Annotated in this window: 19 protein-coding genes; 7 read left to right on the top strand and 12 right to left on the bottom strand. The window is 59.6% G+C overall.

Annotated elements, in window-relative coordinates; translation table 11 throughout:
• Window positions 1-81: 81 nt before the first annotated feature.
• The 8 genes from JBO08_RS09315 to JBO08_RS09280 form a co-directional block, all read right to left on the bottom strand.
• Complete coding sequence (locus tag JBO08_RS09315) at window positions 82-504, bottom strand: GNAT family N-acetyltransferase (RefSeq protein WP_049712672.1); 423 nt, start codon at window positions 502-504, stop codon at window positions 82-84.
• Window positions 497-1,663 carry a cupin domain-containing protein gene (locus tag JBO08_RS09310; protein WP_049712673.1) on the bottom strand — a complete coding sequence of 389 codons (1,167 nt, stop codon included), beginning with the start codon at window positions 1,661-1,663 and terminating at the stop codon, window positions 497-499. Before JBO08_RS09310 ends, JBO08_RS09315 begins: the two co-directional genes overlap by 8 nt.
• Window positions 1,664-1,746: 83 nt before the next feature.
• Entirely contained in the window at window positions 1,747-3,117 is a 1,371-nt protein-coding gene (gene purB, locus JBO08_RS09305; protein WP_065872066.1) for an adenylosuccinate lyase, read from the bottom strand.
• Window positions 3,118-3,242: 125 nt separating this feature from the next.
• The gene (gene hflD, locus JBO08_RS09300; RefSeq protein WP_065872067.1) at window positions 3,243-3,866 is read right to left on the bottom strand and encodes a high frequency lysogenization protein HflD; all 624 of its coding nucleotides are present in this window, start codon (window positions 3,864-3,866) and stop codon (window positions 3,243-3,245) included.
• Window positions 3,863-4,987, bottom strand: a complete 1,125-nt coding sequence (gene mnmA / locus JBO08_RS09295) for a tRNA 2-thiouridine(34) synthase MnmA (protein ID WP_065872068.1) — start codon at window positions 4,985-4,987, stop codon at window positions 3,863-3,865. The genes hflD and mnmA overlap by 4 nt, the downstream gene beginning before the upstream one ends.
• Window positions 4,988-5,045: 58 nt before the next feature.
• Window positions 5,046-5,492: an NUDIX hydrolase gene (locus tag JBO08_RS09290; protein WP_065890767.1), complete on the bottom strand. Its 447-nt coding sequence runs from the start codon at window positions 5,490-5,492 to the stop codon at window positions 5,046-5,048.
• Between the two features lie 69 nt (window positions 5,493-5,561).
• The gene (locus JBO08_RS09285; RefSeq protein WP_065910997.1) at window positions 5,562-6,779 is read right to left on the bottom strand and encodes a serine hydrolase; all 1,218 of its coding nucleotides are present in this window, start codon (window positions 6,777-6,779) and stop codon (window positions 5,562-5,564) included.
• A 172-nt stretch (window positions 6,780-6,951) separates the two neighbouring features.
• Window positions 6,952-9,177: an NADP-dependent isocitrate dehydrogenase gene (locus JBO08_RS09280; RefSeq protein ID WP_065910998.1), complete on the bottom strand. Its 2,226-nt coding sequence runs from the start codon at window positions 9,175-9,177 to the stop codon at window positions 6,952-6,954.
• A 495-nt stretch (window positions 9,178-9,672) separates the two neighbouring features.
• Between JBO08_RS09280 and icd the strand changes: the two genes are divergently transcribed.
• Window positions 9,673-10,929: an NADP-dependent isocitrate dehydrogenase gene (icd, locus tag JBO08_RS09275; RefSeq protein WP_065890769.1), complete on the top strand. Its 1,257-nt coding sequence runs from the start codon at window positions 9,673-9,675 to the stop codon at window positions 10,927-10,929.
• 77 nt (window positions 10,930-11,006) lie between these two features.
• Here the strand turns inward: icd and cspD are convergent, their stop codons facing one another.
• Window positions 11,007-11,273 carry a cold shock domain-containing protein CspD gene (gene cspD / locus JBO08_RS09270; protein ID WP_065872072.1) on the bottom strand — a complete coding sequence of 89 codons (267 nt, stop codon included), beginning with the start codon at window positions 11,271-11,273 and terminating at the stop codon, window positions 11,007-11,009.
• Between the two features lie 218 nt (window positions 11,274-11,491).
• Here cspD and clpS point away from each other — a divergent pair, with 218 nt between their 5' ends.
• Both clpS and clpA read left to right on the top strand, forming a co-directional pair.
• A complete protein-coding gene (clpS, locus tag JBO08_RS09265; protein ID WP_005789091.1) occupies window positions 11,492-11,860 on the top strand; it encodes an ATP-dependent Clp protease adapter ClpS in 369 nt (122 codons plus the stop codon).
• Between the two features lie 29 nt (window positions 11,861-11,889).
• Window positions 11,890-14,160: an ATP-dependent Clp protease ATP-binding subunit ClpA gene (gene clpA / locus JBO08_RS09260; protein WP_049712679.1), complete on the top strand. Its 2,271-nt coding sequence runs from the start codon at window positions 11,890-11,892 to the stop codon at window positions 14,158-14,160.
• A 175-nt stretch (window positions 14,161-14,335) separates the two neighbouring features.
• Here the strand turns inward: clpA and infA are convergent, their stop codons facing one another.
• From infA to aat, 3 genes are all read right to left on the bottom strand, one after another.
• Window positions 14,336-14,554, bottom strand: coding sequence for a translation initiation factor IF-1 (gene infA / locus JBO08_RS09255; RefSeq protein WP_002553999.1), 219 nt, complete (start codon window positions 14,552-14,554; stop codon window positions 14,336-14,338).
• Window positions 14,555-14,654: 100 nt separating this feature from the next.
• Window positions 14,655-15,362, bottom strand: coding sequence for an arginyltransferase (locus JBO08_RS09250; protein WP_065881890.1), 708 nt, complete (start codon window positions 15,360-15,362; stop codon window positions 14,655-14,657).
• Between the two features lie 55 nt (window positions 15,363-15,417).
• Entirely contained in the window at window positions 15,418-16,098 is a 681-nt protein-coding gene (gene aat, locus JBO08_RS09245; RefSeq protein ID WP_065872074.1) for a leucyl/phenylalanyl-tRNA--protein transferase, read from the bottom strand.
• Window positions 16,099-16,595: 497 nt separating this feature from the next.
• Between aat and JBO08_RS09240 the strand changes: the two genes are divergently transcribed.
• Genes JBO08_RS09240 through crcB form a run of 4 tightly spaced genes read left to right on the top strand, consistent with a single transcriptional unit; the run spans window position 16,596 to window position 21,403 of the window.
• A complete protein-coding gene (locus tag JBO08_RS09240; protein ID WP_049712682.1) occupies window positions 16,596-19,001 on the top strand; it encodes a DNA translocase FtsK in 2,406 nt (801 codons plus the stop codon).
• A gap of 54 nt (window positions 19,002-19,055) precedes the next feature.
• Window positions 19,056-19,679 (top strand): outer membrane lipoprotein chaperone LolA, encoded by a 624-nt coding sequence (gene lolA / locus JBO08_RS09235; RefSeq protein ID WP_016975527.1) that lies wholly within the window; start codon window positions 19,056-19,058, stop codon window positions 19,677-19,679.
• Window positions 19,680-19,706: 27 nt separating this feature from the next.
• On the top strand, window positions 19,707-21,029 hold the full coding sequence (locus tag JBO08_RS09230; RefSeq protein WP_049712683.1) for a replication-associated recombination protein A: 1,323 nt from the start codon (window positions 19,707-19,709) through the stop codon (window positions 21,027-21,029).
• The gene (gene crcB / locus JBO08_RS09225) at window positions 21,029-21,403 is read left to right on the top strand and encodes a fluoride efflux transporter CrcB (RefSeq protein ID WP_065872076.1); all 375 of its coding nucleotides are present in this window, start codon (window positions 21,029-21,031) and stop codon (window positions 21,401-21,403) included. Before JBO08_RS09230 ends, crcB begins: the two co-directional genes overlap by 1 nt.
• Window positions 21,404-21,409: the final 6 nt, after the last annotated feature.

Below are 21,409 nucleotides of genomic sequence, written 5' to 3'. Positions count from 1 at the left end.
GAAGAACTCGGCGTCTGGTTTTAGGACTGCTGCGCAGCCCAGCGCGGGGCAAGCCCGCTCACTACAAGCCAGTGCCCCGGATCAGTCCCCGCGCACCATATCCACATGCGGAATCCCGACTTCAAGAAACTCATCACTGACAATCTTGAAACCCAACCGCTCATAGAACGGCGCCGCATAAACCTGCGCACTCAGAAACTGCCGGGTCTGGCCGCGTTTCTCGGCCTCGCCGATCACCGCTTCCATCAGCTTGTCGCCGACCTTCAGCCCGCGCCAGTCCTTGAGCACCGACACGCGACCAATCTCGCCGCTGGGCAGCAGGCGAGCAGTGCCGATAGGAAAGTCGCCTTCAAATGCAAGAAAGTGCATGGCGCCAGCGTCGTCCGCGTCCCACTCCAGCTCCGGTGGAACCGATTGTTCAGCGATAAACACCGCTTCACGAATGCGCCGAATCTCGTCGATATCCTTTCGCCAGTCCGCGACACGTACGTGAATCTTATTCATCGGCAAATCCCAGGCTGCCTTGCTTGACCAATTCGCACAGCAGGTCGCGACCGTCTTCATCCGCCAGCCATGGGCCGAGGTTTTCAGCATGCAAGGCGTCGGCGGCGCAGATCAGCTTCAACAGCTCGCGCAATTTGCCTGGCAAGTAACGGCTCTGGCCGCTGGCGAACAGCAGCACGTCGTCGTCCACTTCCGACCAGGCCATTCGCGCGCTCGGGTTGCGCACGAGGATCGCGCCGTCTTGCAGGCTGCTGATGAAGTCTTCTTCGCCCACTTCTTCACCGGCCACCAGTTCCGGGTAACGTGGCTCGGTCATGAACTGGCCGAACCAGGTCAGCAGCATGCGCTCGTCGCTCATGTGCTCGGCCAGCAGGCTCTTGAGGCGGTCGAGGGCGTCGCTCTGGATCTGGTGCGGGTCGCTGACGGGTTGGGCGTCTGCGTCGGTGTAACGCTCTTCGTCGGTCAGGTACTGGGCCAGGAAGTCGGTGAAGTGGGTCAGCACTTCAGCAGCGCTTGGCGCGCGGAAGCCGACCGAGTAGGTCATGCAGTCATCTTCGGCAATGCCGAAGTGCGCCAGGCGCGGCGGCAGGTAGAGCATGTCGCCCGGTTCCAGGACCCATTCGGCGCTTTCTTCAAATTCGGCGAGGATACGCAGGTCAGCGTGTTGCAGCAGCGGGCTTTCGGAGCTGCACATCTGGCCGATCTTCCAGTTGCGCTTGCCCTGGGCTTGCAGCAGGAACACATCGTAGTTGTCGAAGTGCGGACCCACGCTGCCACCCGGGGCCGCAAAGCTGATCATCACATCGTCGATGCGCCAGCTCGGCAGAAAGCGGAACTGCTCCAGCAGCTCGGCCACTTCCGGTACGAACTGGTCGACGGCCTGCACCAGCAGGGTCCACTCACGCTCGGGCAGGGTGCTGAAGGCGTCTTCAGCGAACGGGCCGCGACGCAGTTCCCACGGACGCTCGCCGTGTTCGATCACCAGGCGCGATTCGACTTCTTCTTCTAGGGCCAGGCCGGCCAGTTCGTCGGCGTCGATCGGGCTTTCGAAATCAGGAATGGCCTGACGAATCAGCAGCGGTTTTTTCTGCCAATAGTCGCGCAGGAATTCCCGTGCCGTGATGCCGCCCAGAAGTTGAAGAGGGATATCAGGATTCATGTGTAACCTATTGAAAAAATGCACTTTTCAGACTGAAATAAAAACGCCCGGCGCGGCCGGGCGTCTCAAGGGTCTTGCGGTAATCAGATGCGCTTGGCTTGCTCTACAGCGTTGCCGATGTAGTTGGCCGGGGTCAGCAGCTTCAGCTCGGCCTTGGCGGCGGCTGGCATGTCCAGGCCGTCGATGAAAGTTTGCAGTGCTTCGGGGCTGATGCCCTTGCCGCGCGTCAACTCTTTCAGCTTCTCGTAAGGGTTTTCGATGTTGTAGCGGCGCATCACGGTCTGGATTGGCTCGGCCAGGACTTCCCAGCACGCGTCCAGGTCAGCGGCGATCTTCTGCGCGTTGAGCTCAAGCTTGCTGATGCCTTTGAGGCTGGCTTCGTAGGCGATCACGCTGTGAGCGAAGCCCACACCGAGGTTGCGCAGTACGGTGGAGTCGGTCAGGTCGCGCTGCCAGCGGGAGATCGGCAACTTGCTGGCCAGGTGCTGGAACAGGGCGTTGGCGATGCCGAGGTTGCCTTCGGAGTTTTCGAAGTCGATCGGGTTGACCTTGTGCGGCATGGTCGACGAACCGATTTCACCGGCAATGGTGCGCTGCTTGAAGTAGCCCAGGGAGATGTAGCCCCAGATATCGCGATCGAAGTCGATCAGGATGGTGTTGAAGCGCGCAATGGCGTCGAACAGCTCGGCAATGTAGTCGTGCGGTTCGATCTGCGTGGTGTACGGGTTGAAGCCCAGGCCCAGCTCGTCTTCGATGAAGGCGCGGGCGTTGGCTTCCCAGTCGATCTCAGGGTAGGCGGACAAGTGGGCGTTGTAGTTGCCTACGGCGCCATTGATCTTGCCCAGCAGTGGCACGGCTGCGACCTGAGCGATCTGGCGCTCCAGGCGGTACACCACGTTGGCCAGTTCTTTGCCCAAGGTCGTTGGCGATGCCGGCTGGCCGTGGGTGCGCGACAGCATCGGCACATCGGCGAAACGGATAGCCAGTTCGCGGATGGCTTCAGCGGTCTGGCGCATCAGCGGCAGCATGACGTCATCACGGCCTTCGCGCAGCATCAGGGCGTGGGACAGGTTGTTGATGTCCTCGCTGGTGCAGGCAAAGTGGATGAACTCGCTGACCTGGGCCAATTCCGGCAGCTTGGCCGCTTGCTCTTTCAGCAAGTATTCGATGGCTTTGACGTCGTGGTTGGTGGTGCGCTCGATCTCTTTCACACGCTCGGCGTGCTCCAGGGAGAAGTTTTCCGCCAAGGTGTTGAGCACAGCGTTGGCTTGCGCGGAAAACGCCGGCACTTCGCTGATGGCGGGGTGAGCGGCCAGGCGCTGGAGCCAGCGCACTTCAACCAGTACGCGAGCACGGATCAGGCCGTATTCGCTGAAAATAGGGCGCAGGGCCTGGGTTTTGCCGGCGTAGCGGCCGTCAACAGGGGAAACCGCAGTGAGCGAAGAAAGCTGCATGGGGTGTTCTCGGACAGTCGGGCAACGAAATGGGGCGCGTATCATACATGAAAAAATCCGCCGGTCCGTTGCCAACTGACCGGCGTATTACGCGTAACGGCTTGAAAATGAGCGGCTGGTGCGACTTATTCGTTGCGCATCAACGGGTAAAGTTCTTTGAGCAATTTGCGACGGCTGATGACCAACTGCCAACGATGTCCGCCCAACTGGCGCCACAAGCGCGCCGAGCGAATACCGGCCAGAAGCAGGGCGCGGATTTTCGAGGCGTTGTTTGGCTGTTGCAGGTTGCGCATGTCGCCGTGTACCTGGATTCGTTGGCGCAAGGTGCTCAAGGTGTCCTGGTACAGCGCACCGCAGGCGGCAACCACGTTTTCGTGGGCCGGGCCGAAGTGTTCCACTTGGGATTGGATTTGCGGCAGGCGCTTGCCGATGACCTCGAGCATGTCCTCGCGCTTGGCCAGTTGACGCTCAAGGCCGAGCATCGACAGCGCGTAGCGCAACGGCTCGCGCTGCAAGGTGCTGGGGTCGCGCTCAAGGGCGCCGATCAGCGCGCGGTAACCTTCACGCAGCGCGATATCGTCACCCCCGTAGACTTCCAGGGTGTCCTTGGGGTCGCGGATCAGCAGGCTGCCAAGCATGCAGGTCAGTCCGGCTTCGGTGACCTGGCCGGTCTTGGCGATCTTGTCCACCAACACCGCAGCCAGGAAAACCCCGCCCAGCGCGGTCAATTGCTCCTGGGTCGGGCTCATGCGGGGTTGCTCCAGGCTTCGGCCACTTCAATCACGCCGCCGCCCAGGCAGATTTCGCCGTCATAGAACACCACGGACTGGCCAGGGGTGACTGCGCGCTGCGGGTCATCGAACGTCGCACGATAGCCGGTGGCGGTTTTTTCCAGGGTGCAGGGCTGATCGCCCTGGCGATAGCGCACTTTGGCGGTCAGGCGACGCGGGCTGCTCAGGTCGATCGGGTTGACCCAATAGATCTCGGAAGCCAGCAGGGCGCCGGAGAACAGCAATGGATGTTCGTTGCCCTGGCCAACAATCAGCACGTTGTGTTCCAGGTCCTTGACCAGCACGTACCACGGCTCTTCACCGGCGTCTTTCAAGCCGCCAATGCCCAAGCCCTGGCGCTGGCCGATGGTGTGGTACATCAGGCCATGGTGACGGCCGATGACGTCGCCTTCGGTGGTTTTGATTTCACCCGGTTGCGCCGGCAGGTATTGCTTGAGGAAGTCGCTGAAGCGGCGCTCGCCGATAAAGCAGATCCCGGTCGAATCCTTCTTTTTGGCGGTGGCCAGGCCGTGTTTCTCGGCGATCCTGCGTACTTCGGGCTTTTCCAGCTCACCCACCGGGAACAGGGTCTTGGCGATCTGTTCACCGCCAACGGCGTGCAGGAAGTAGCTCTGGTCCTTGTTCGGGTCCAGGCCCTTGAGCAGTTCGGTGCGGCCCTCGATGTCGCGGCGGCGCACGTAGTGGCCAGTGGCGATCAGATCGGCGCCGAGCATCATCGCGTAGTCGAGGAACGCCTTGAACTTGATTTCACGGTTACACAGGATGTCTGGGTTCGGCGTGCGGCCGGCCTTGTATTCGGCCAGGAAGTGCTCGAACACGTTGTCCCAGTATTCGGCGGCAAAGTTGGCGGTGTGCAGCTTGATACCGATCTTGTCGCACACGGCCTGGGCGTCCGCCAGGTCGTCCATGGCGGTGCAATATTCCGTTCCATCGTCTTCTTCCCAGTTCTTCATGAACAGGCCTTCCACCTCATAACCCTGCTCCATGAGCAGAACGGCGGAAACGGAAGAATCCACGCCGCCGGACATGCCGACGATGACGCGCTTCTTTTGGGTGTCAGAAGGGGCTGGATCACGCATAGGTTTCAACGGGTGTCTTGAAAAAGGACGCGATTCTATCAGGCCCGAGCCTTCAAGGCTAAAGAGAAGGGCGGATCAATTCGAGACTGTGGCGCTGGCCGGCCAGATAATCGTCGATACAGCGGATGATCAGCTCGCTGCGCCAGCTGTCGCGCAGGGCCATCAGCTCGTCACGGGTCAGCCAGCGGGCGCGGATGATGCCTTCGTCGAGTTGATAGTCCGGGTGGTGTTTCAGGGCTTTGGCGGTAAAGCAGACTCGCTGGTAGGTCACGCCATTGCTGGGGGCGGTGTACAGGTAGATGCCGACGAGGCTGGTGGCTTCGACGTCCCAGCCGGTTTCTTCAAGGGTTTCGCGTACGGCGGCCTCGATCAGGGTTTCATGCGGGTCGAGGTGGCCGGCGGGTTGGTTGAGTACGGCGCGGCCGCCCTTGAGTTCTTCGACCATCAGGAAGCGGCCGTTGTCTTCGACGAGGGTAGCGACGGTGATGTGGGGTTGCCAGGTCATGGGAGTTCTCGATGAATCAGAGGGGCAAACGCGCATCATACAGGGGCGCCCGCCGAGCGCCCCTGTTGTTTACTTCGCGGCCTTGGTGATGGCGTCGAAGGCGACCATGTCGTCAATGACTTCACCGCCGGTGGCTTTGGTTTGCGCTTGCCACACGACGATCACCACTTTTTTGCTAGGGTTGATGTAGATGAACTGGCCGAAAATGCCTGCAGCCGTGAAGGCTTTGTCGGCCTTGGAGGCGTCGGTCCATGCGGGCCACCACATGGAGGCAAAATCACCGTACGCGGGATCGGTGCCGGTGGTGGCGCTGGCAAAGCTCATCCAGTCCTTGGGCAACACTTGCTTGTCGCCGGCCTTGCCGCCGCTGAGTACGAATTGTCCGAACCGCCCGTAATCTTCCAGCGTTGCGCTGATGCCGCTACCGCCCACTTCATTGCCGTTAGGGCCATCGAGCCACCAGTTGGCGTCGGTTTGCATGCCGTACGGCGCCCAGATCTTCTCACTCAGGTACTGCGCCAGCGGCTTGCCCACTGCGGCGCTGACCAGTTGTCCCAAGACTTGGGTTTCGCCGGTGCTGTAGTTGGTTCGGGTCCCAGGAGGCGCGGCGCTGGGCAGGCTGGCCATGAATTTGAGCGCGGAGCCGGGTACTTGCTCGGTTTGCAGCTTGAGCATCATGCGGCGGTCTGATGTGGGGTCAGCATACTTTTCGCTCCATTTGACCCCGGAGCGCATCGCCAGGACCTGACGTACCGTGGCCTGGTCATAACCGCTGCCAGCCAGTGCGGGCAGGTAGCGGGTCACTTTGTCATCAAGGCTTTTGATCGAGCCATCCTGCAGTGCAGCGCCGACGAGGGTCGAGGTAATGGATTTGGCCACTGACATCGACATCCAGCGGGTAGCCGGTGTGTTGCCTTTTTCGTAGCGTTCAGTAACGACTTGACCGTCCTTGATCACTAGCAGGCCTGTTACCCGGTTCAGGGTGACATAGTCATCGAGGCTGTAGCGTTTGCCTTCGTAGTCGAATGTGACCGGGCTCAGTGGTTGGCTGCTGCGCGGCAGTGGAAACGGGTGGCCGCCGGCGGGAATGGTGCGCACCGGGAATAAGCGGTCGATGTTGCGGAAGGTGCTGACAGCTGCGTCGGGGCTTAGTTTGCCGTCGTACATCGTCTGCACGTCGCCAATCGGCTCCTGTGCGTGGGGATAGGGCGGCGAATGGGTTGCGCAGGCGGTCAGCAGTGCGATCGCTGAAGCCCAGGCCAGCGCTTGGAAGTGAGCTCTTTGCATGGAAACTTCCCTATGTATGGTTTTCTGAATGGCTTGAACCAAAACCCAAAGCAAGTCCTGCGCCCATTCTCCAAAAAAAACGCAAAAAAAATCCGGGACCCTTTCGGGTTCCGGATTTTCCTGCTGTGTGAAGATCAGCCCGCAATCGTCACATCAGCGACACCGTGAAGCATCACACCAGCGCAGCAATCGCCGCATTGAGCGTGTTGCTCGGACGCATGGCCTTGCTGGTCAGCTCTGGGCTCGGCGCGTAGTAGCCGCCGATGTCCACTGGCTTGCCCTGTACGGCGTTGAGTTCGGCAACGATGGTTGCTTCGTTCGCGGTCAGGGTTTTTGCCAATTCGCCAAACTGCGCTTGCAGTGCAGTGTCTTCGGTCTGAGCGGCCAGGGCTTGAGCCCAGTACAGCGCCAGGTAGAAGTGGCTGCCGCGGTTGTCGATGTTGCCGACTTTGCGCGATGGCGACTTGTTGTTGTCGAGGAACTGGCCGGTGGCCTGGTCCAGGGTCTTGGACAGTACCAGGGCTTTCGGGTTGTTGTACGTCACACCCAAATGCTCAAGGGAGGCGGCCAGGGCCAGGAACTCGCCCAGGGAGTCCCAACGCAGGAAGTTCTCTTCGACCAGTTGCTGCACGTGTTTCGGAGCCGAACCGCCAGCGCCGGTTTCGAACAGGCCACCGCCGTTCATCAGCGGCACGATGGACAGCATCTTGGCGCTGGTGCCCAGTTCCATGATCGGGAACAGGTCGGTCAGGTAGTCACGCAGCACGTTACCCGTCACCGAGATGGTGTCCAGGCCCTTGCGGGTGCGCTCCAGGGTGAACTTCATCGCGTCGACGGGCGACATGATGCGGATGTCCAGGCCTTCGGTGTTGTGGTCTTTCAGGTAAGCCTGAACTTTCTCGACCACGACACCATCGTGTGCACGCTGTGGGTCCAGCCAGAAAATGGCCGGGGTGTTGCTGGCGCGGGCACGGTTGACGGCCAGTTTGACCCAGTCCTGGATCGGCGCGTCTTTGGTCTGGCACATGCGGAAGATGTCGCCGGCTTCGACTTTCTGTTCCATCAGCAGGCTGCCCTTGCTGTCGGTGACGCGGACTACGCCGTCAGCCTTGATCTGGAACGTCTTGTCGTGGGAGCCGTACTCTTCGGCTTTCTTGGCCATCAGGCCAACGTTTGGCACGCTGCCCATGGTGGTTGGGTCGAACGCGCCATTGGCCTTGCAGTCTTCGATGACGGCTTGGTAAATGGTGGCGTAGCAGCGATCCGGAATCACAGCCTTGGTGTCGTGCAGCTGGCCGTCGGTGCCCCACATTTTGCCGGAGTCACGGATCATGGCAGGCATCGAGGCGTCGACGATGACGTCGCTCGGCACGTGCAGGTTGGTGATGCCTTTGTCGGAGTTGACCATCGCCAGGGCAGGGCGAGCGGCGTAGACCGTCTGGATGTCAGCTTCGATCTGCGCTTGCTGGTCAGCCGGCAGGGCCTTGATGCGTGCGTACAGGTCGCCGATGCCGTTGTTCAGGTTGAAGCCGATCTGCTCCAGCACGGTCGCGTGCTTGGCCAGGGCGTCTTTATAGAACTCGGCAACGATCTGGCCGAACATGATCGGGTCGGAGACCTTCATCATGGTGGCTTTCAGGTGAACCGACAGCAGCACGCCTTGTTTCTTGGCGTCTTCGATTTCAGCGGCGATGAACGAACGCAGGGCTTTTTTGCTCAGTACGGCGGTGTCGATGATTTCGCCAGCCTGTACCGAGGTTTTTTCCTTCAGGACGGTCGCAGTGCCGTCTTGAGCGATCAGCTCGATCTTGACGGCATCAGCGCCTTCGATCTGTACGGCTTTTTCGCTGCCGTAGAAGTCGCCACTGTTCATGTGCGCAATGTGCGACTTGGAGTCGGCAGCCCAGGCGCCCATTTTGTGCGGGTGCTTGCGTGCATAGTTCTTGACCGACAGCGGTGCGCGGCGGTCGGAGTTGCCTTCGCGCAGTACCGGGTTCACGGCGCTGCCCTTGACCTTGTCGTAACGTGCACGGGTTTCTTTTTCCGCGTCGGTGGTTACGGTTTCCGGGTAGTCCGGCAGGGCGTAGCCCTGGGCCTGCAGTTCCTTGATCGCGGCTTGCAGCTGCGGGGTCGAGGCGCTGATGTTAGGCAGCTTGATGATGTTGGCTTCAGGCGTAACGGCCAGGTCGCCCAGTTCGGCGAGGTGGTCCGGGATAGCCTTTGCGCCCAGTTGCTCGGGGAAGCTTGCGAGGATACGCGCGGCGAGGGAGATGTCGCGGGTTTCCACGGCAATATCAGCGGAAGCGGTGAAGGCCTCTACGATAGGCAGCAGTGAATAGGTGGCGAGTGCCGGGGCTTCGTCGGTGAAGGTATAGATGATCTTCGAGCGGGTGGGCATATTCGGATTAACTCTCTTCTTTGCTGAAAGCGTGCGCAGAAACTCGAGATGCGCCGGGTGGAGCGCGTTCGTTCAAAGTCATCCATGAGCGAAATGTCGAGGTTTCTTCGCGGTGATGTTGGGTTGCATCAGTCGAGCGTCAAGCGGGTGGACTATTGTAATAGTCCTGCTTTGCGAGCCGGGGGCATCTGTTCTAGAGCGGTCGGCTGTCGTGACTCTTTGGTCAGCGGCGGCATTATACATAGGTCGCTATGCTTACGCCGAGCCTTCATACAAAAGGTGTGTCGTCCATTGGTCTAAAGGTCGCAGGTGTCGGGTTACGCCTAAAGTCGCACGATGTGCTCAAGATTGGCGCTTTTCCCTTTGCTTTCAGGCTTGTAGGCGACAATTTATGCTGTTTTCGGGGCAAATGAGCATGGCGCGAGGTTTCAGTCGCCATTTATCTGGAGTAGGCTCGAACGCAGCCAGATGTTCAATCCATAGATGGAGTTCAGCATGGGATACAAGAAGATTCAGGTTCCGGCAGTCGGCGACAAAATCACCGTCAATGCAGACCATTCTCTCAATGTTCCTGACCAACCGATCATCCCTTACATCGAGGGTGACGGTATCGGCGTCGACATCAGCCCGGTGATGATCAAGGTGGTCGACGCAGCTGTTGAAAAGGCTTACGGCGGCAAGCGCAAAATCTCGTGGATGGAGGTTTACGCCGGTGAGAAGGCGACCCAGGTCTACGATCAGGATACCTGGCTGCCCCAGGAAACCCTGGATGCGGTCAAGGATTACGTGGTGTCCATCAAGGGGCCGCTGACCACGCCGGTGGGTGGCGGCATCCGTTCGCTGAACGTGGCCCTGCGTCAGCAGCTCGACCTTTACGTGTGCCTGCGCCCGGTGCGCTGGTTCGAAGGCGTGCCCAGCCCGGTCAAGAAACCAGGCGATGTGGACATGACCATCTTCCGTGAAAACTCCGAAGACATTTACGCCGGGATCGAATGGAAGGCCGGTTCGCCCGAAGCGATCAAGGTGATCAAGTTCCTGAAGGAAGAAATGGGTGTGACCAAGATCCGTTTCGACCAGGATTGCGGGATTGGCATCAAGCCGGTGTCGCTGGAGGGCACCAAGCGCCTGGCGCGCAAGGCCCTGCAATATGTGGTGGATAATGACCGCGATTCGCTGACTATCGTGCACAAAGGCAACATCATGAAGTTCACCGAAGGGGCCTTCAAGGAGTGGGCCTACGAAGTGGCGGCGGAAGAGTTCGGCGCGACGCTGCTCGATGGTGGGCCGTGGATGCAGTTCAAGAGCCCGAAGACCGGCAAGAATGTAGTGGTCAAGGATGCGATTGCCGACGCGATGCTCCAGCAAATCCTGCTTCGTCCGGCTGAGTATGACGTGATCGCCACCCTCAACCTGAACGGTGACTACCTGTCTGATGCCCTGGCCGCGGAAGTGGGCGGTATCGGTATCGCGCCGGGGGCCAACTTGTCCGACACTGTGGCGATGTTCGAGGCAACCCATGGTACTGCGCCTAAATATGCAGGCAAGGACCAGGTCAACCCAGGTTCGTTGATTCTGTCGGCAGAGATGATGTTGCGCCACATGGGCTGGACCGAGGCGGCGGATTTGATCATCAAGGGCACCAACGGTGCGATTTCGGCCAAGACCGTGACTTATGACTTCCATCGCTTGATGGAGGGCGCCAAGTTGCTGTCTTCGTCGGCCTTCGGCGATGCGTTGATTTCGCATATGTAAGACAGAAACACAAAAAGCCAGCCACCCTCGTGAATCGGAGTGGCTGGCTTTTTTATGGAAGTTTGCTCAGTGGCTGATCAGGCCAGTTGCGTTTTTGGTTTTTGAGCTGGTTCTGTTTTAACGGTGCCGATGCAGATTGATGCTTTGATTTTCACAGCGTGCTTGCCTTTGGGGCCTTGAATAATCTCAAAATCGACGCCCTGGCCCGCTTTCAGGGTTTTGTATCCTTCCATGTCGATCGCTGAGTAATGCGCAAAAAGGTCTTCATCCTTGCCTTCTTCAATGATGAAGCCGAACCCCTTGGCATTGTTGAACCACTTGACCTTACCAGTTGCCATACCCATATCCCTCTGCACCAGACTCCATCACTGGAGTATCATCCAGTTTATCCGTCCTAACCCGAATAAATAAGGTTGACTGCGCGGACCTTTTTTACCCACTGTGGGTTCTATTGGTTGTAACACCGATTTGCCGATAGTCAAGGCGACCCGTTGGTCAGAGTTGAAATTCTGACAGGTCGCCCCCACCACTGTATTTGAACCACTGACGAACCTTTCTTTCCATGCATGCAAACAGCCAGATTCGACTAACATTCAATCAGGATCGACCGGATCAGGAACATGATGACGACGGTTCTGCAGGCATTGCTGTTCAAGAGGCCAAGCCTGCTTTACAGGCGCCGCCGATGTACAAGGTGGTTTTGTTCAATGATGACTACACACCGATGGATTTCGTCGTCGAAGTGCTCGAGGTGTTTTTTAACCTGAACCGCGAGTTGGCGACCAAGGTAATGCTGGCCGTTCACACAGAAGGACGGGCAGTATGTGGAGTGTTTACCCGCGACATCGCCGAGACAAAGGCCATGCAGGTCAACCAGTACGCCAGGGAAAGCCAGCATCCGCTACTCTGTGAAATCGAGAAGGACGGTTAACGCCGACCACTTGGGTATGAGGTGAAGCTATGTTAAACCGCGAGCTCGAAGTCACCCTCAATCTTGCCTTCAAGGAGGCCCGTTCGAAGCGTCATGAATTCATGACCGTCGAGCACCTGCTGCTGGCACTTTTGGATAACGAAGCTGCCGCCACCGTTCTGCGTGCGTGCGGCGCTAACCTCGACAAACTCAAGCATGACCTGCAGGAGTTTATCGACTCCACGACGCCACTTATTCCCGTCCACGATGAAGACCGTGAAACCCAGCCAACCCTGGGCTTCCAGCGGGTGCTTCAGCGTGCTGTTTTCCACGTGCAGAGCTCCGGTAAGCGTGAAGTCACGGGCGCCAATGTGCTTGTGGCCATTTTCAGCGAGCAGGAAAGCCAGGCAGTGTTCCTGCTGAAACAGCAGAGCGTTGCCCGTATCGATGTCGTCAACTACATCGCCCACGGTATCTCCAAGGTGCCTGGGCACGGCGATCATTCCGAGGGTGAGCAGGAGATGCAGGACGACGAGGGGGGTGAGTCTTCTTCTTCGGGCAATCCACTGGATGCCTATGCCAGCAACCTCAATGAACTGGCGCGCCAGGGGCGGATCGATCCGCTGGTGGGGCGTGAGCTTGAAGTTGAGCGCGTCGCGCAGATCCTTGCGCGTCGTCGCAAGAACAACCCGTTGCTGGTGGGTGAGGCGGGCGTGGGTAAAACCGCGATCGCCGAAGGCCTGGCCAAGCGCATCGTGGATAACCAGGTGCCGGACCTGCTGGCCAACAGCGTCGTCTACTCCCTTGATCTCGGCGCTTTGCTCGCCGGGACCAAGTACCGGGGCGATTTCGAGAAGCGCTTCAAGGCGTTGCTCGGCGAGCTGAAAAAACGCCCGCAGGCCATCCTGTTCATCGACGAGATCCACACGATCATTGGTGCCGGTGCGGCCTCCGGTGGGGTGATGGACGCCTCCAACCTGCTCAAGCCGTTGTTGTCCTCGGGTGATATCCGTTGCATCGGCTCGACCACGTTCCAGGAATTTCGCGGCATCTTCGAGAAAGACCGTGCCTTGGCGCGTCGCTTCCAGAAAGTCGATGTGTCCGAGCCTTCGGTGGAAGACACCATCGGCATCCTGCGCGGGCTCAAGGGGCGCTTCGAAGCGCACCACGGTATCGAGTACACCGATGAAGCCTTACGTGCGGCGGCTGAGCTGGCGTCGCGCTACATCAATGACCGGCACATGCCGGACAAGGCCATCGATGTGATTGACGAGGCGGGTGCTTACCAGCGCCTGCAGCCGGTCGAGAAACGCGTAAAACGCATTGACGTGCCTCAAGTCGAGGATATCGTGGCGAAGATTGCGCGGATTCCACCTAAACACGTCAACAGTTCTGATAAGGAACTGCTGCGTAACCTGGAGCGCGACCTCAAGCTCACCGTATTTGGCCAGGACGCGGCCATCGACGCGCTGTCCACTGCGATCAAGCTGTCGCGTGCGGGCCTCAAGTCGCCGGACAAGCCTGTCGGTTCGTTCCTGTTCGCAGGCCCGACCGGCGTCGGCAAGACCGAAGCGGCGCGGCAGTTGGCCAAGGCCATGGGGATCGAGCTGGTGCGCTTCGACATGTCCGAATACATGGAGCGGCACACCGTGTCGCGCCTGATCGGTGCGCCTCCTGGCTATGTCGGTTTCGACCAGGGCGGCCTGTTGACCGAGGCGATCACCAAGCAGCCGCATTGCGTGTTGCTGCTCGATGAAATCGAGAAGGCCCACCCGGAAGTCTTCAACCTGCTGTTGCAGGTGATGGACCACGGGACCCTGACCGACAACAACGGGCGCAAAGCGGACTTCCGCAACGTGATCGTGATCATGACCACCAACGCCGGTGCCGAAACGGCCGCGCGGGCTTCGATTGGCTTCAGTCATCAAGATCACTCTTCTGATGCCATGGAAGTGATCAAGAAGAGCTTTACGCCAGAGTTCCGCAACCGCCTGGATACCATTATCCAGTTTGGTCGCCTCAGCCATGAGGTCATCAAAAGTGTGGTGGACAAGTTCCTCACCGAGCTCCAGGCGCAGTTGGAAGACAAGCGCGTGCAACTGGAGGTTTCGGAAGCGGCGCGCAGCTGGATCGCCGAAGGCGGCTACGATGCGGCAATGGGCGCACGCCCGATGGCGCGTCTGATCCAGGACAAGATCAAGCGGCCGCTGGCCGAAGAGATCCTGTTTGGCGAGCTTTCCGACCATGGTGGCGTGGTGCACATCGATCTGAAGGACGGCGAGCTGACCTTTGACTTCGAAACCACGGCTGAAATGGCCTGATAGCTGACTGCAACAAAGCAAAAGGCGCCGAAAGGCGCCTTTTTGCTGTCTCTGATTGTGCAATGCAGTCTTCAGGTCAATAAAGACCAAATGTGGGAGCTGGCTTAACCAGTATCTGTTAAATCGCACACACACAAAAACGCCCGGCATAACCGGGCGTTTTGTATTGACTTGCTTAGCGAGCGCGGTAAGTGATGCGCCCTTTGCTCAAGTCATAGGGCGTCAGCTCGACGCGCACTTTGTCGCCGGTAAGAATACGAATGTAGTTCTTGCGCATCTTGCCGGAGATATGCGCGGTTACGACGTGCCCATTTTCCAACTCCACACGAAACATGGTGTTGGGCAGGGTGTCGACGACAGTGCCTTCCATTTCGAAGCTGTCTTCTTTCGACATGCAGTAAAGCCCTCGGTATCCAGTGAATGGCCCGGTGCAACTGCGCCAGGCAAAAGCGGCGTGCATTGTGCCCGAAAAAGGGTGTTTAAGCCAAGGGGTTCTAGTTAAGTGTGACCCATCTTTGATTAATCAGCAGTTCAATCGGTCGATATTGGGTCTTGTAATTCATCTTTTTGCAGTTCTTGATCCAGTAGCCGAGGTACACCGCCTCCAGTTCCTGGCGCAGCGCTTCGCCAATTTGCCAGAGGATCGCGAAGCGTCCCAGGCTACGGCGTTCTTCCGCAGGCTCATAAAAGGTATAGACCGCTGAAAGCCCGTTTGGCAGCAAATCGGTCACGGCGACGGCCACCAGGCGGCCGTCCGCACGAAACTCGTAGAAGCGTGAGAAGGGCAGGTCGCGCACCAGGAACGTGGAAAACTGGTCGCGACTGGGCGGGAACATATCGCCGTCGGCGTGGCGTTGCTCGATATAACGCTGGTACAGGTCGAAGTATTCTTCGGTAAAGCGCGGCTTGGCAGGCATCACCGTCAGGTCGGCGTTGCGCTTGAGGATGCGTTTCTGGTTACGGTCCGGCAGAAACTGCGCCACAGGGATGCGTGCCGGCACGCAGGCATTACAGTTCTGGCAATGCGGCCGGTACAAATGATCGCCACTGCGCCGAAAGCCCATTTCCGAGAGATCGGCATACACATGCACGTCCATCGGCTGGCTGGGGTCGAGGAACAGTGTGGTGGCCTGCTCGTCGGGCAGGTAGCTGCAAGAGTGGGGTTGAGTGGCATAAAACTTCAAACGCGCCAACTCGGTCATGATCAACCCTCGGATAAGCTTTGAAATAAGTGTAAGCCAGGAGTGCACAAGTCGCTTAAGAAACCCACGGTCCGGCGTTGGGCTGGTCCAGATGGTCACGCAGGAAACCTGCGAATTCGCTGCGGGATAGGGCGCGGGCACCCAGGCTGTGCAGGTGGTCGTTGGGCATCTGGCAGTCGATCAGCACGAAACCCCAGGCCTGCAATTGGCGGGTCAACGTGGCGAAGCCGAATTTCGAAGCGTTGTCGGCGCGGCTGAACATCGATTCGCCGAAAAACAATTGGCCCATTGCCAGGCCATACAGGCCGCCCACCAGTTCCCCGTCGTCCCAGACCTCTACCGAATGGGCGTAGCCGCGCTGGTGCAGTTCCAGGTAGGCGCTCTGTATGCTTTCAGTGATCCAGGTGCCATCGGCATAGGCGCGCGGTGCGGCGCAGGCCTGGATGACCGCAGCAAAGTCCTGGTCGAAGGTGACACTGTAGCGCTGCTGGCGCAACAGTTTGCCCAGGCTGCGAGACACATGCAGTTCATCGGGGAATATGACGGTGCGTGGGTCAGGCGACCACCAGAGGATCGGCTGGCCCTCCGAGAACCAAGGGAAGCAGCCATGACGGTAGGCTTGCACCAGCCGTTCGGCCGAGAGGTCGCCACCGGCCGCGAGCAGGCCATTGGGCTCGCGCATGGCCTTGGCCAGCGGAGGGAAGGTCAGTGAATCGCGTTGTAACCAGGTCAGCATGGCATCCAGGCTTACGGAAGGGGAGGGGAGTGACAGGTGTGACACCTGCTTGCGCAGTGCTGATTATTGTCGACCTGGCGCCATCGGGCCAGCCCGAATCGGCCTTTCAGGCGTATTAGCGTGAGCAGGTGTTTCTGCAACTCTGTGTCGGGGACGCGGTCGTAATCGGGTCGGTTCGATGCAGGCCATTTGCCAAGCTGGCCTGGATTGATAAAAACAGCTCATAAGCCTTTGTCAGCAAAGACAATGCATGCTCAAATTGAACATGTTGTGAGACGCGATTGGCTAGGCTGCCGGGTGAAGGGCCAGGGCGTGGCATCGCAGTCACAAACCCGTACAATGCGGGCATTGTGGCGCTTTCCTCATTTCATCCAGCAATCGCCCAATGGTAAAAAGTAGATTCAACGACACTCGTTCATTTTTCAGCTGCTCGGATTGGGCAGTATTTGCAGTCATTCAACAGATGGACGCGCTAAAGGCGCAGGAAAAGACCCGTTTTGAAGAAATCCGCCGCAACACCTAAAGCAGCAGTCGTGCCGGCCTGGCGCCAGCACCTGCATTATCGCCTCAAGGAAGGTGCGCTGATCGCTATCGGCGCGCTGTGCCTGTTCCTGATGATGGCCTTGCTCACGTATGGCAAGGACGATCCGGGCTGGAGCCATAACAGCAAGATCGAAGACGTGCAGAACTTCGGCGGCCCTGCCGGTTCCTACAGCGCCGATATCCTGTTTATGGTGCTGGGTTACTTCGCGTATATCTTCCCGTTGCTGCTGGCGATCAAGACCTGGCAGATCTTCCGCCAGCGTCACGAGCCATGGCAGTGGAGCGGTTGGCTGTTTTCGTGGCGCCTGATCGGCCTGGTGTTCCTGGTGCTGTCCGGCGCGGCCCTGGCCCATATCCATTTTCATGCACCGACCGGCCTGCCGGCGGGTGCGGGCGGTGCGCTGGGCGAAAGCCTCGGCGACCTGGCGCGCAAGAGCCTGAATATCCAGGGCAGCACCCTGATGTTTATTGCGCTGTTCCTGTTCGGCCTCACCGTGTTCACCGACCTGTCGTGGTTCAAGGTGATGGACGTGACAGGCAAGATCACCCTCGACCTGCTGGAGTTGTTCCAGGGCGCGGCCAATCGCTGGTGGTCGGCCCGTGTGGACCGCAAACGCATGGTGGCCCAACTGCGTGAGGTGGACACCCGCGTCAACGAGGTGGTGGCCCCGAGCACGCCGGACCGACGCGAACAGGCCAAGGTCAAGGAACGCCTGATCGAACGCGAGCAAGCCCTGAGCAAGCACATGTCGGACCGCGAGAAGCAGGTGCCGCCAGTGATTGCCCCGGCACCGCCCAAGGCCCCCGAGCCCAGCGCTCGCGTGCAAAAAGAGAAACAGGCGCCGTTGTTCGTCGACAGCGCCGTCGAAGGTACCTTGCCGCCGATCTCGATTCTCGACCCGGCCGAAAAGAAACAACTCAATTATTCCCCAGAGTCGCTGGCGGCCGTCGGCCACCTGCTGGAAATCAAGCTCAAGGAATTCGGCGTCGAAGTGACGGTGGACTCGATCCACCCCGGCCCGGTGATTACCCGTTACGAGATCCAGCCGGCTGCGGGCGTCAAGGTCAGCCGTATTTCCAACCTGGCGAAAGACTTGGCCCGTTCCCTGGCCGTGACCAGCGTGCGCGTGGTGGAAGTGATCCCCGGCAAAACCACCGTGGGTATCGAAATCCCCAACGAAGACCGCCAGATCGTGCGCTTCTCCGAAGTCCTGTCGACGCCGGAATACGATAACTTCAAATCGCCGGTCACCCTGGCCCTGGGTCACGACATCGGCGGCAAGCCGGTAATCACTGACCTGGCGAAAATGCCTCATCTGCTGGTTGCGGGTACCACCGGTTCCGGTAAGTCGGTGGGCGTGAACGCGATGATCCTGTCGATCCTGTTCAAGTCCGGCCCGGATGACGCCAAGCTGATCATGATCGACCCGAAGATGTTGGAATTGTCGATCTACGAGGGCATCCCGCACCTGCTGTGCCCTGTGGTCACTGACATGAAGGACGCCGCCAACGCGTTGCGTTGGAGCGTTGCCGAGATGGAGCGCCGCTACAAGTTGATGGCGAAGATGGGCGTACGTAACCTGTCGGGCTTCAACGCCAAGGTCAAGGAAGCCCAGGACGCCGGCACACCGCTGGCCGACCCGCTGTACAAGCGCGAAAGCATCCACGACGAAGCGCCGCTGCTGACCAAGCTGCCGACCATCGTGGTGGTGGTCGACGAATTTGCCGACATGATGATGATCGTCGGCAAGAAGGTCGAAGAACTCATCGCACGTATCGCCCAGAAAGCTCGGGCGGCCGGTATCCACTTGATCCTCGCGACCCAGCGTCCGTCGGTGGACGTGATCACCGGCCTGATCAAGGCCAACATCCCGACGCGCATGGCGTTCCAGGTGTCGAGCAAGATCGACTCGCGGACCATCATCGACCAGGGCGGCGCCGAGCAACTGCTGGGCCACGGTGACATGCTCTACATGCCGCCAGGCACCAGCCTGCCGATCCGGGTGCACGGCGCGTTTGTTTCCGACGATGAAGTACACCGCGTGGTGGAAGCCTGGAAACTGCGCGGCGCGCCGGAATACAACGACGACATCCTCGCAGGCGTTGAAGAAGCCGGCAGTGGCTTCGACGGCGGCAGCAGTGGCGACGATGATGCCGAGACCGACGCGCTGTACGACGAAGCCGTGGCCTTCGTGCTGGAAAGCCGTCGCGCGTCGATTTCTGCCGTGCAACGCAAACTCAAGATTGGCTACAACCGCGCCGCCCGCATGATCGAATCCATGGAAAATGCCGGCGTCGTCACCGCAATGAACACCAACGGCTCGCGCGAAGTCATTGCCCCCGGGCAGATGCGCGACTGACCCCGTGCCGCGTGGCAGCACGCGGCGCGCCCTGACTACTCAATGAGGACTCCCATGCGTCTTATCCGCATGCTGTTGTTGCCGGCACTGGCCCTGACCGCTGTTTCGGCTCACGCTGACCCGGCTTCCGTCGCCAGCCTGAAGAACCTGTTGGACAAATCCCAAACGCTGACTGCGCGCTTTTCCCAGCTGACCCTGGATGCCGGCGGCACCCAGTTGCAGGAAACTGCAGGCGAAATGGCCGTGCAGCGCCCGGGCCTGTTCTACTGGCATACGGAAGGCAAGGCTGAGCAGACCATCGTGTCCGATGGCCAGAAGGTCACCCTGTGGGACCCGGACCTGGAACAGGCGACCATCAAGAAGCTCGACCCGCGCCTGAACCAGACCCCGGCGCTGTTGCTGTCGGGCGATGTGTCGAAAATCAACGACAGCTTCGACATCACGTCCAAGCAAACCAGCAACGTCATTGAGTTCACCCTCAAGCCGAAATCCAAGGACACCCTGTTTGACACACTGTCCCTGTCGTTTGGCAACGGCGTGATCAATAACATGCGCCTGGTCGACAGCGTCGGCCAACGCACCGATATCCTGTTCTCCGGGGTCAAGGCCAACCAGCCGGTGCCGGCGTCCAAGTTCAAGTTCGACATCCCCAAGGGTGCCGATGTGATCCAGGAATAAATCCCCCAGAGGTTTCAAACGCTGCCCATGGACCTGTTTCGAAGTGACCCGATTGCCCAGCCCCTGGCCGCGCGCTTGCGCTCGACCAATCTGGATGAGTACGTCGGTCAGGAACACCTGCTCGCGCGCGGCAAGCCCCTGCGCGAAGCCTTGGAGCAGGGCGCACTGCATTCGATGATCTTCTGGGGGCCGCCGGGCGTGGGTAAAACCACCCTGGCGCGGCTGCTGGCGAAGGTCTCGGATGCACACTTCGAAACGGTCTCGGCGGTGCTCGCCGGGGTTAAGGAGATCCGCCAGGCGGTGGAAGTCGCCAAGCAGCAGGCCGGGCAATACGGCAAGCGCACCATCCTGTTTGTCGATGAAGTGCATCGCTTCAACAAATCGCAGCAGGATGCGTTCCTGCCCTATGTGGAAGACGGCACGCTGATCTTTATCGGTGCCACCACCGAGAACCCTTCTTTTGAATTGAACAACGCCTTGCTTTCGCGGGCGCGCGTCTATGTGCTGAAAAGCCTGGACGAGGCGGCGATGCGAAAGCTGTTGCAGCGTGCGTTAAGCGAAGACAAGGGCCTGGGCAAGCGCCAGCTGAGTCTCAGCGATGAAGGCTTCAAGATACTGATGAGCGCCGCCGACGGTGACGGGCGCCGCTTTCTCAACCTGCTGGAAAACGCCTCGGACCTCGCCGAAGACGGCAATGAAATTGGCGTCGACCTCCTGCAAAGCCTGCTCGGCGATACGCGTCGGCGCTTCGACAAGGGCGGCGAAGCCTTCTACGACCAGATATCGGCGCTGCACAAATCCGTACGCGGTTCCAACCCGGACGGCGCGCTGTACTGGTTCGCGCGCATGATCGACGGCGGCTGCGACCCGCTTTACCTTGCCCGCCGCGTGGTGCGCATGGCCAGCGAAGACATCGGCAACGCCGACCCGCGTGCGCTGAGCCTGTGCCTGGCGGCGTGGGAAGTTCAGGAGCGCCTGGGCAGCCCGGAAGGCGAATTGGCAGTGGCCCAGGCCATTACCTATTTGGCCTGCGCACCTAAAAGCAACGCGGTGTACATGGGCTTCAAGTCCGCGCTGCGCGCCGCGGCCGAACACGGTTCCCTGGAAGTGCCGCTGCACCTGCGCAACGCGCCGACCAAGCTGATGAAACAACTGGGTTACGGCGATGAATACCGTTATGCCCACGATGAACCGGACGCCTATGCTGCCGGTGAAGATTACTTCCCCGACGACCTTGAGCCACAACCGTTCTACCAGCCGGTGCCCCGTGGCCTGGAGCTGAAGATCGGTGAAAAGCTCAATCACCTCGCCCAACTCGATCGACTCAGCCCAAAACAGCGGAGAAAGTAGTGCTCAAGACGATTCTTGCCGTGTCCGCAGCCGGCATCGCTGGTACATTATTGCGTTTCGCCACTAGCACCTGGGTCAGCGCCAACTGGCCGAAGCATTTTTATGCGGCGACCCTGGCGGTCAACCTGGTGGGCTGTTTGATCATCGGGCTGTTGTACGGCTGGTTCCTGCTGCGCCCGGAAGTACCGATTGAAATTCGGGCTGGCTTGATTGTCGGCTTTGTAGGCGGTCTGACGACCTTTTCATCCTTTTCACTGGATACGCTGCGCCTGCTGGAAAGCGGGCAGGCCCTGGTCGCCTTCGGGTACCTGGGCATCAGCGTGTTCGGCGGGCTGCTCGCCACCTGGGCTGGCCTGTCCTTGACCAAACTTTGATAAACG

It is taken from the genome of Pseudomonas sp. LAP_36, assembly GCF_019456785.1.
In the GTDB taxonomy this organism is placed as follows: domain Bacteria; phylum Pseudomonadota; class Gammaproteobacteria; order Pseudomonadales; family Pseudomonadaceae; genus Aquipseudomonas; species Aquipseudomonas tritici.
This window is presented reverse-complemented; position numbering and strand designations above follow the sequence as displayed.

Coding starts and splice junctions, on each gene's coding strand:
- JBO08_RS09315 (WP_049712672.1), bottom strand. CDS start 504: ATGAATAAGATTCACGTACGTGTCGCGGACTGGCGAAAGGATATCGAC.
- JBO08_RS09310 (WP_049712673.1), bottom strand. CDS start 1,663: ATGAATCCTGATATCCCTCTTCAACTTCTGGGCGGCATCACGGCACGG.
- purB (WP_065872066.1), bottom strand. CDS start 3,117: ATGCAGCTTTCTTCGCTCACTGCGGTTTCCCCTGTTGACGGCCGCTAC.
- hflD (WP_065872067.1), bottom strand. CDS start 3,866: ATGAGCCCGACCCAGGAGCAATTGACCGCGCTGGGCGGGGTTTTCCTG.
- mnmA (WP_065872068.1), bottom strand. CDS start 4,987: ATGCGTGATCCAGCCCCTTCTGACACCCAAAAGAAGCGCGTCATCGTC.
- JBO08_RS09290 (WP_065890767.1), bottom strand. CDS start 5,492: ATGACCTGGCAACCCCACATCACCGTCGCTACCCTCGTCGAAGACAAC.
- JBO08_RS09285 (WP_065910997.1), bottom strand. CDS start 6,779: ATGCAAAGAGCTCACTTCCAAGCGCTGGCCTGGGCTTCAGCGATCGCA.
- JBO08_RS09280 (WP_065910998.1), bottom strand. CDS start 9,177: ATGCCCACCCGCTCGAAGATCATCTATACCTTCACCGACGAAGCCCCG.
- icd (WP_065890769.1), top strand. CDS start 9,673: ATGGGATACAAGAAGATTCAGGTTCCGGCAGTCGGCGACAAAATCACC.
- cspD (WP_065872072.1), bottom strand. CDS start 11,273: ATGGGTATGGCAACTGGTAAGGTCAAGTGGTTCAACAATGCCAAGGGG.
- clpS (WP_005789091.1), top strand. CDS start 11,492: ATGCATGCAAACAGCCAGATTCGACTAACATTCAATCAGGATCGACCG.
- clpA (WP_049712679.1), top strand. CDS start 11,890: ATGTTAAACCGCGAGCTCGAAGTCACCCTCAATCTTGCCTTCAAGGAG.
- infA (WP_002553999.1), bottom strand. CDS start 14,554: ATGTCGAAAGAAGACAGCTTCGAAATGGAAGGCACTGTCGTCGACACC.
- JBO08_RS09250 (WP_065881890.1), bottom strand. CDS start 15,362: ATGACCGAGTTGGCGCGTTTGAAGTTTTATGCCACTCAACCCCACTCT.
- aat (WP_065872074.1), bottom strand. CDS start 16,098: ATGCTGACCTGGTTACAACGCGATTCACTGACCTTCCCTCCGCTGGCC.
- lolA (WP_016975527.1), top strand. CDS start 19,056: ATGCGTCTTATCCGCATGCTGTTGTTGCCGGCACTGGCCCTGACCGCT.
- JBO08_RS09230 (WP_049712683.1), top strand. CDS start 19,707: ATGGACCTGTTTCGAAGTGACCCGATTGCCCAGCCCCTGGCCGCGCGC.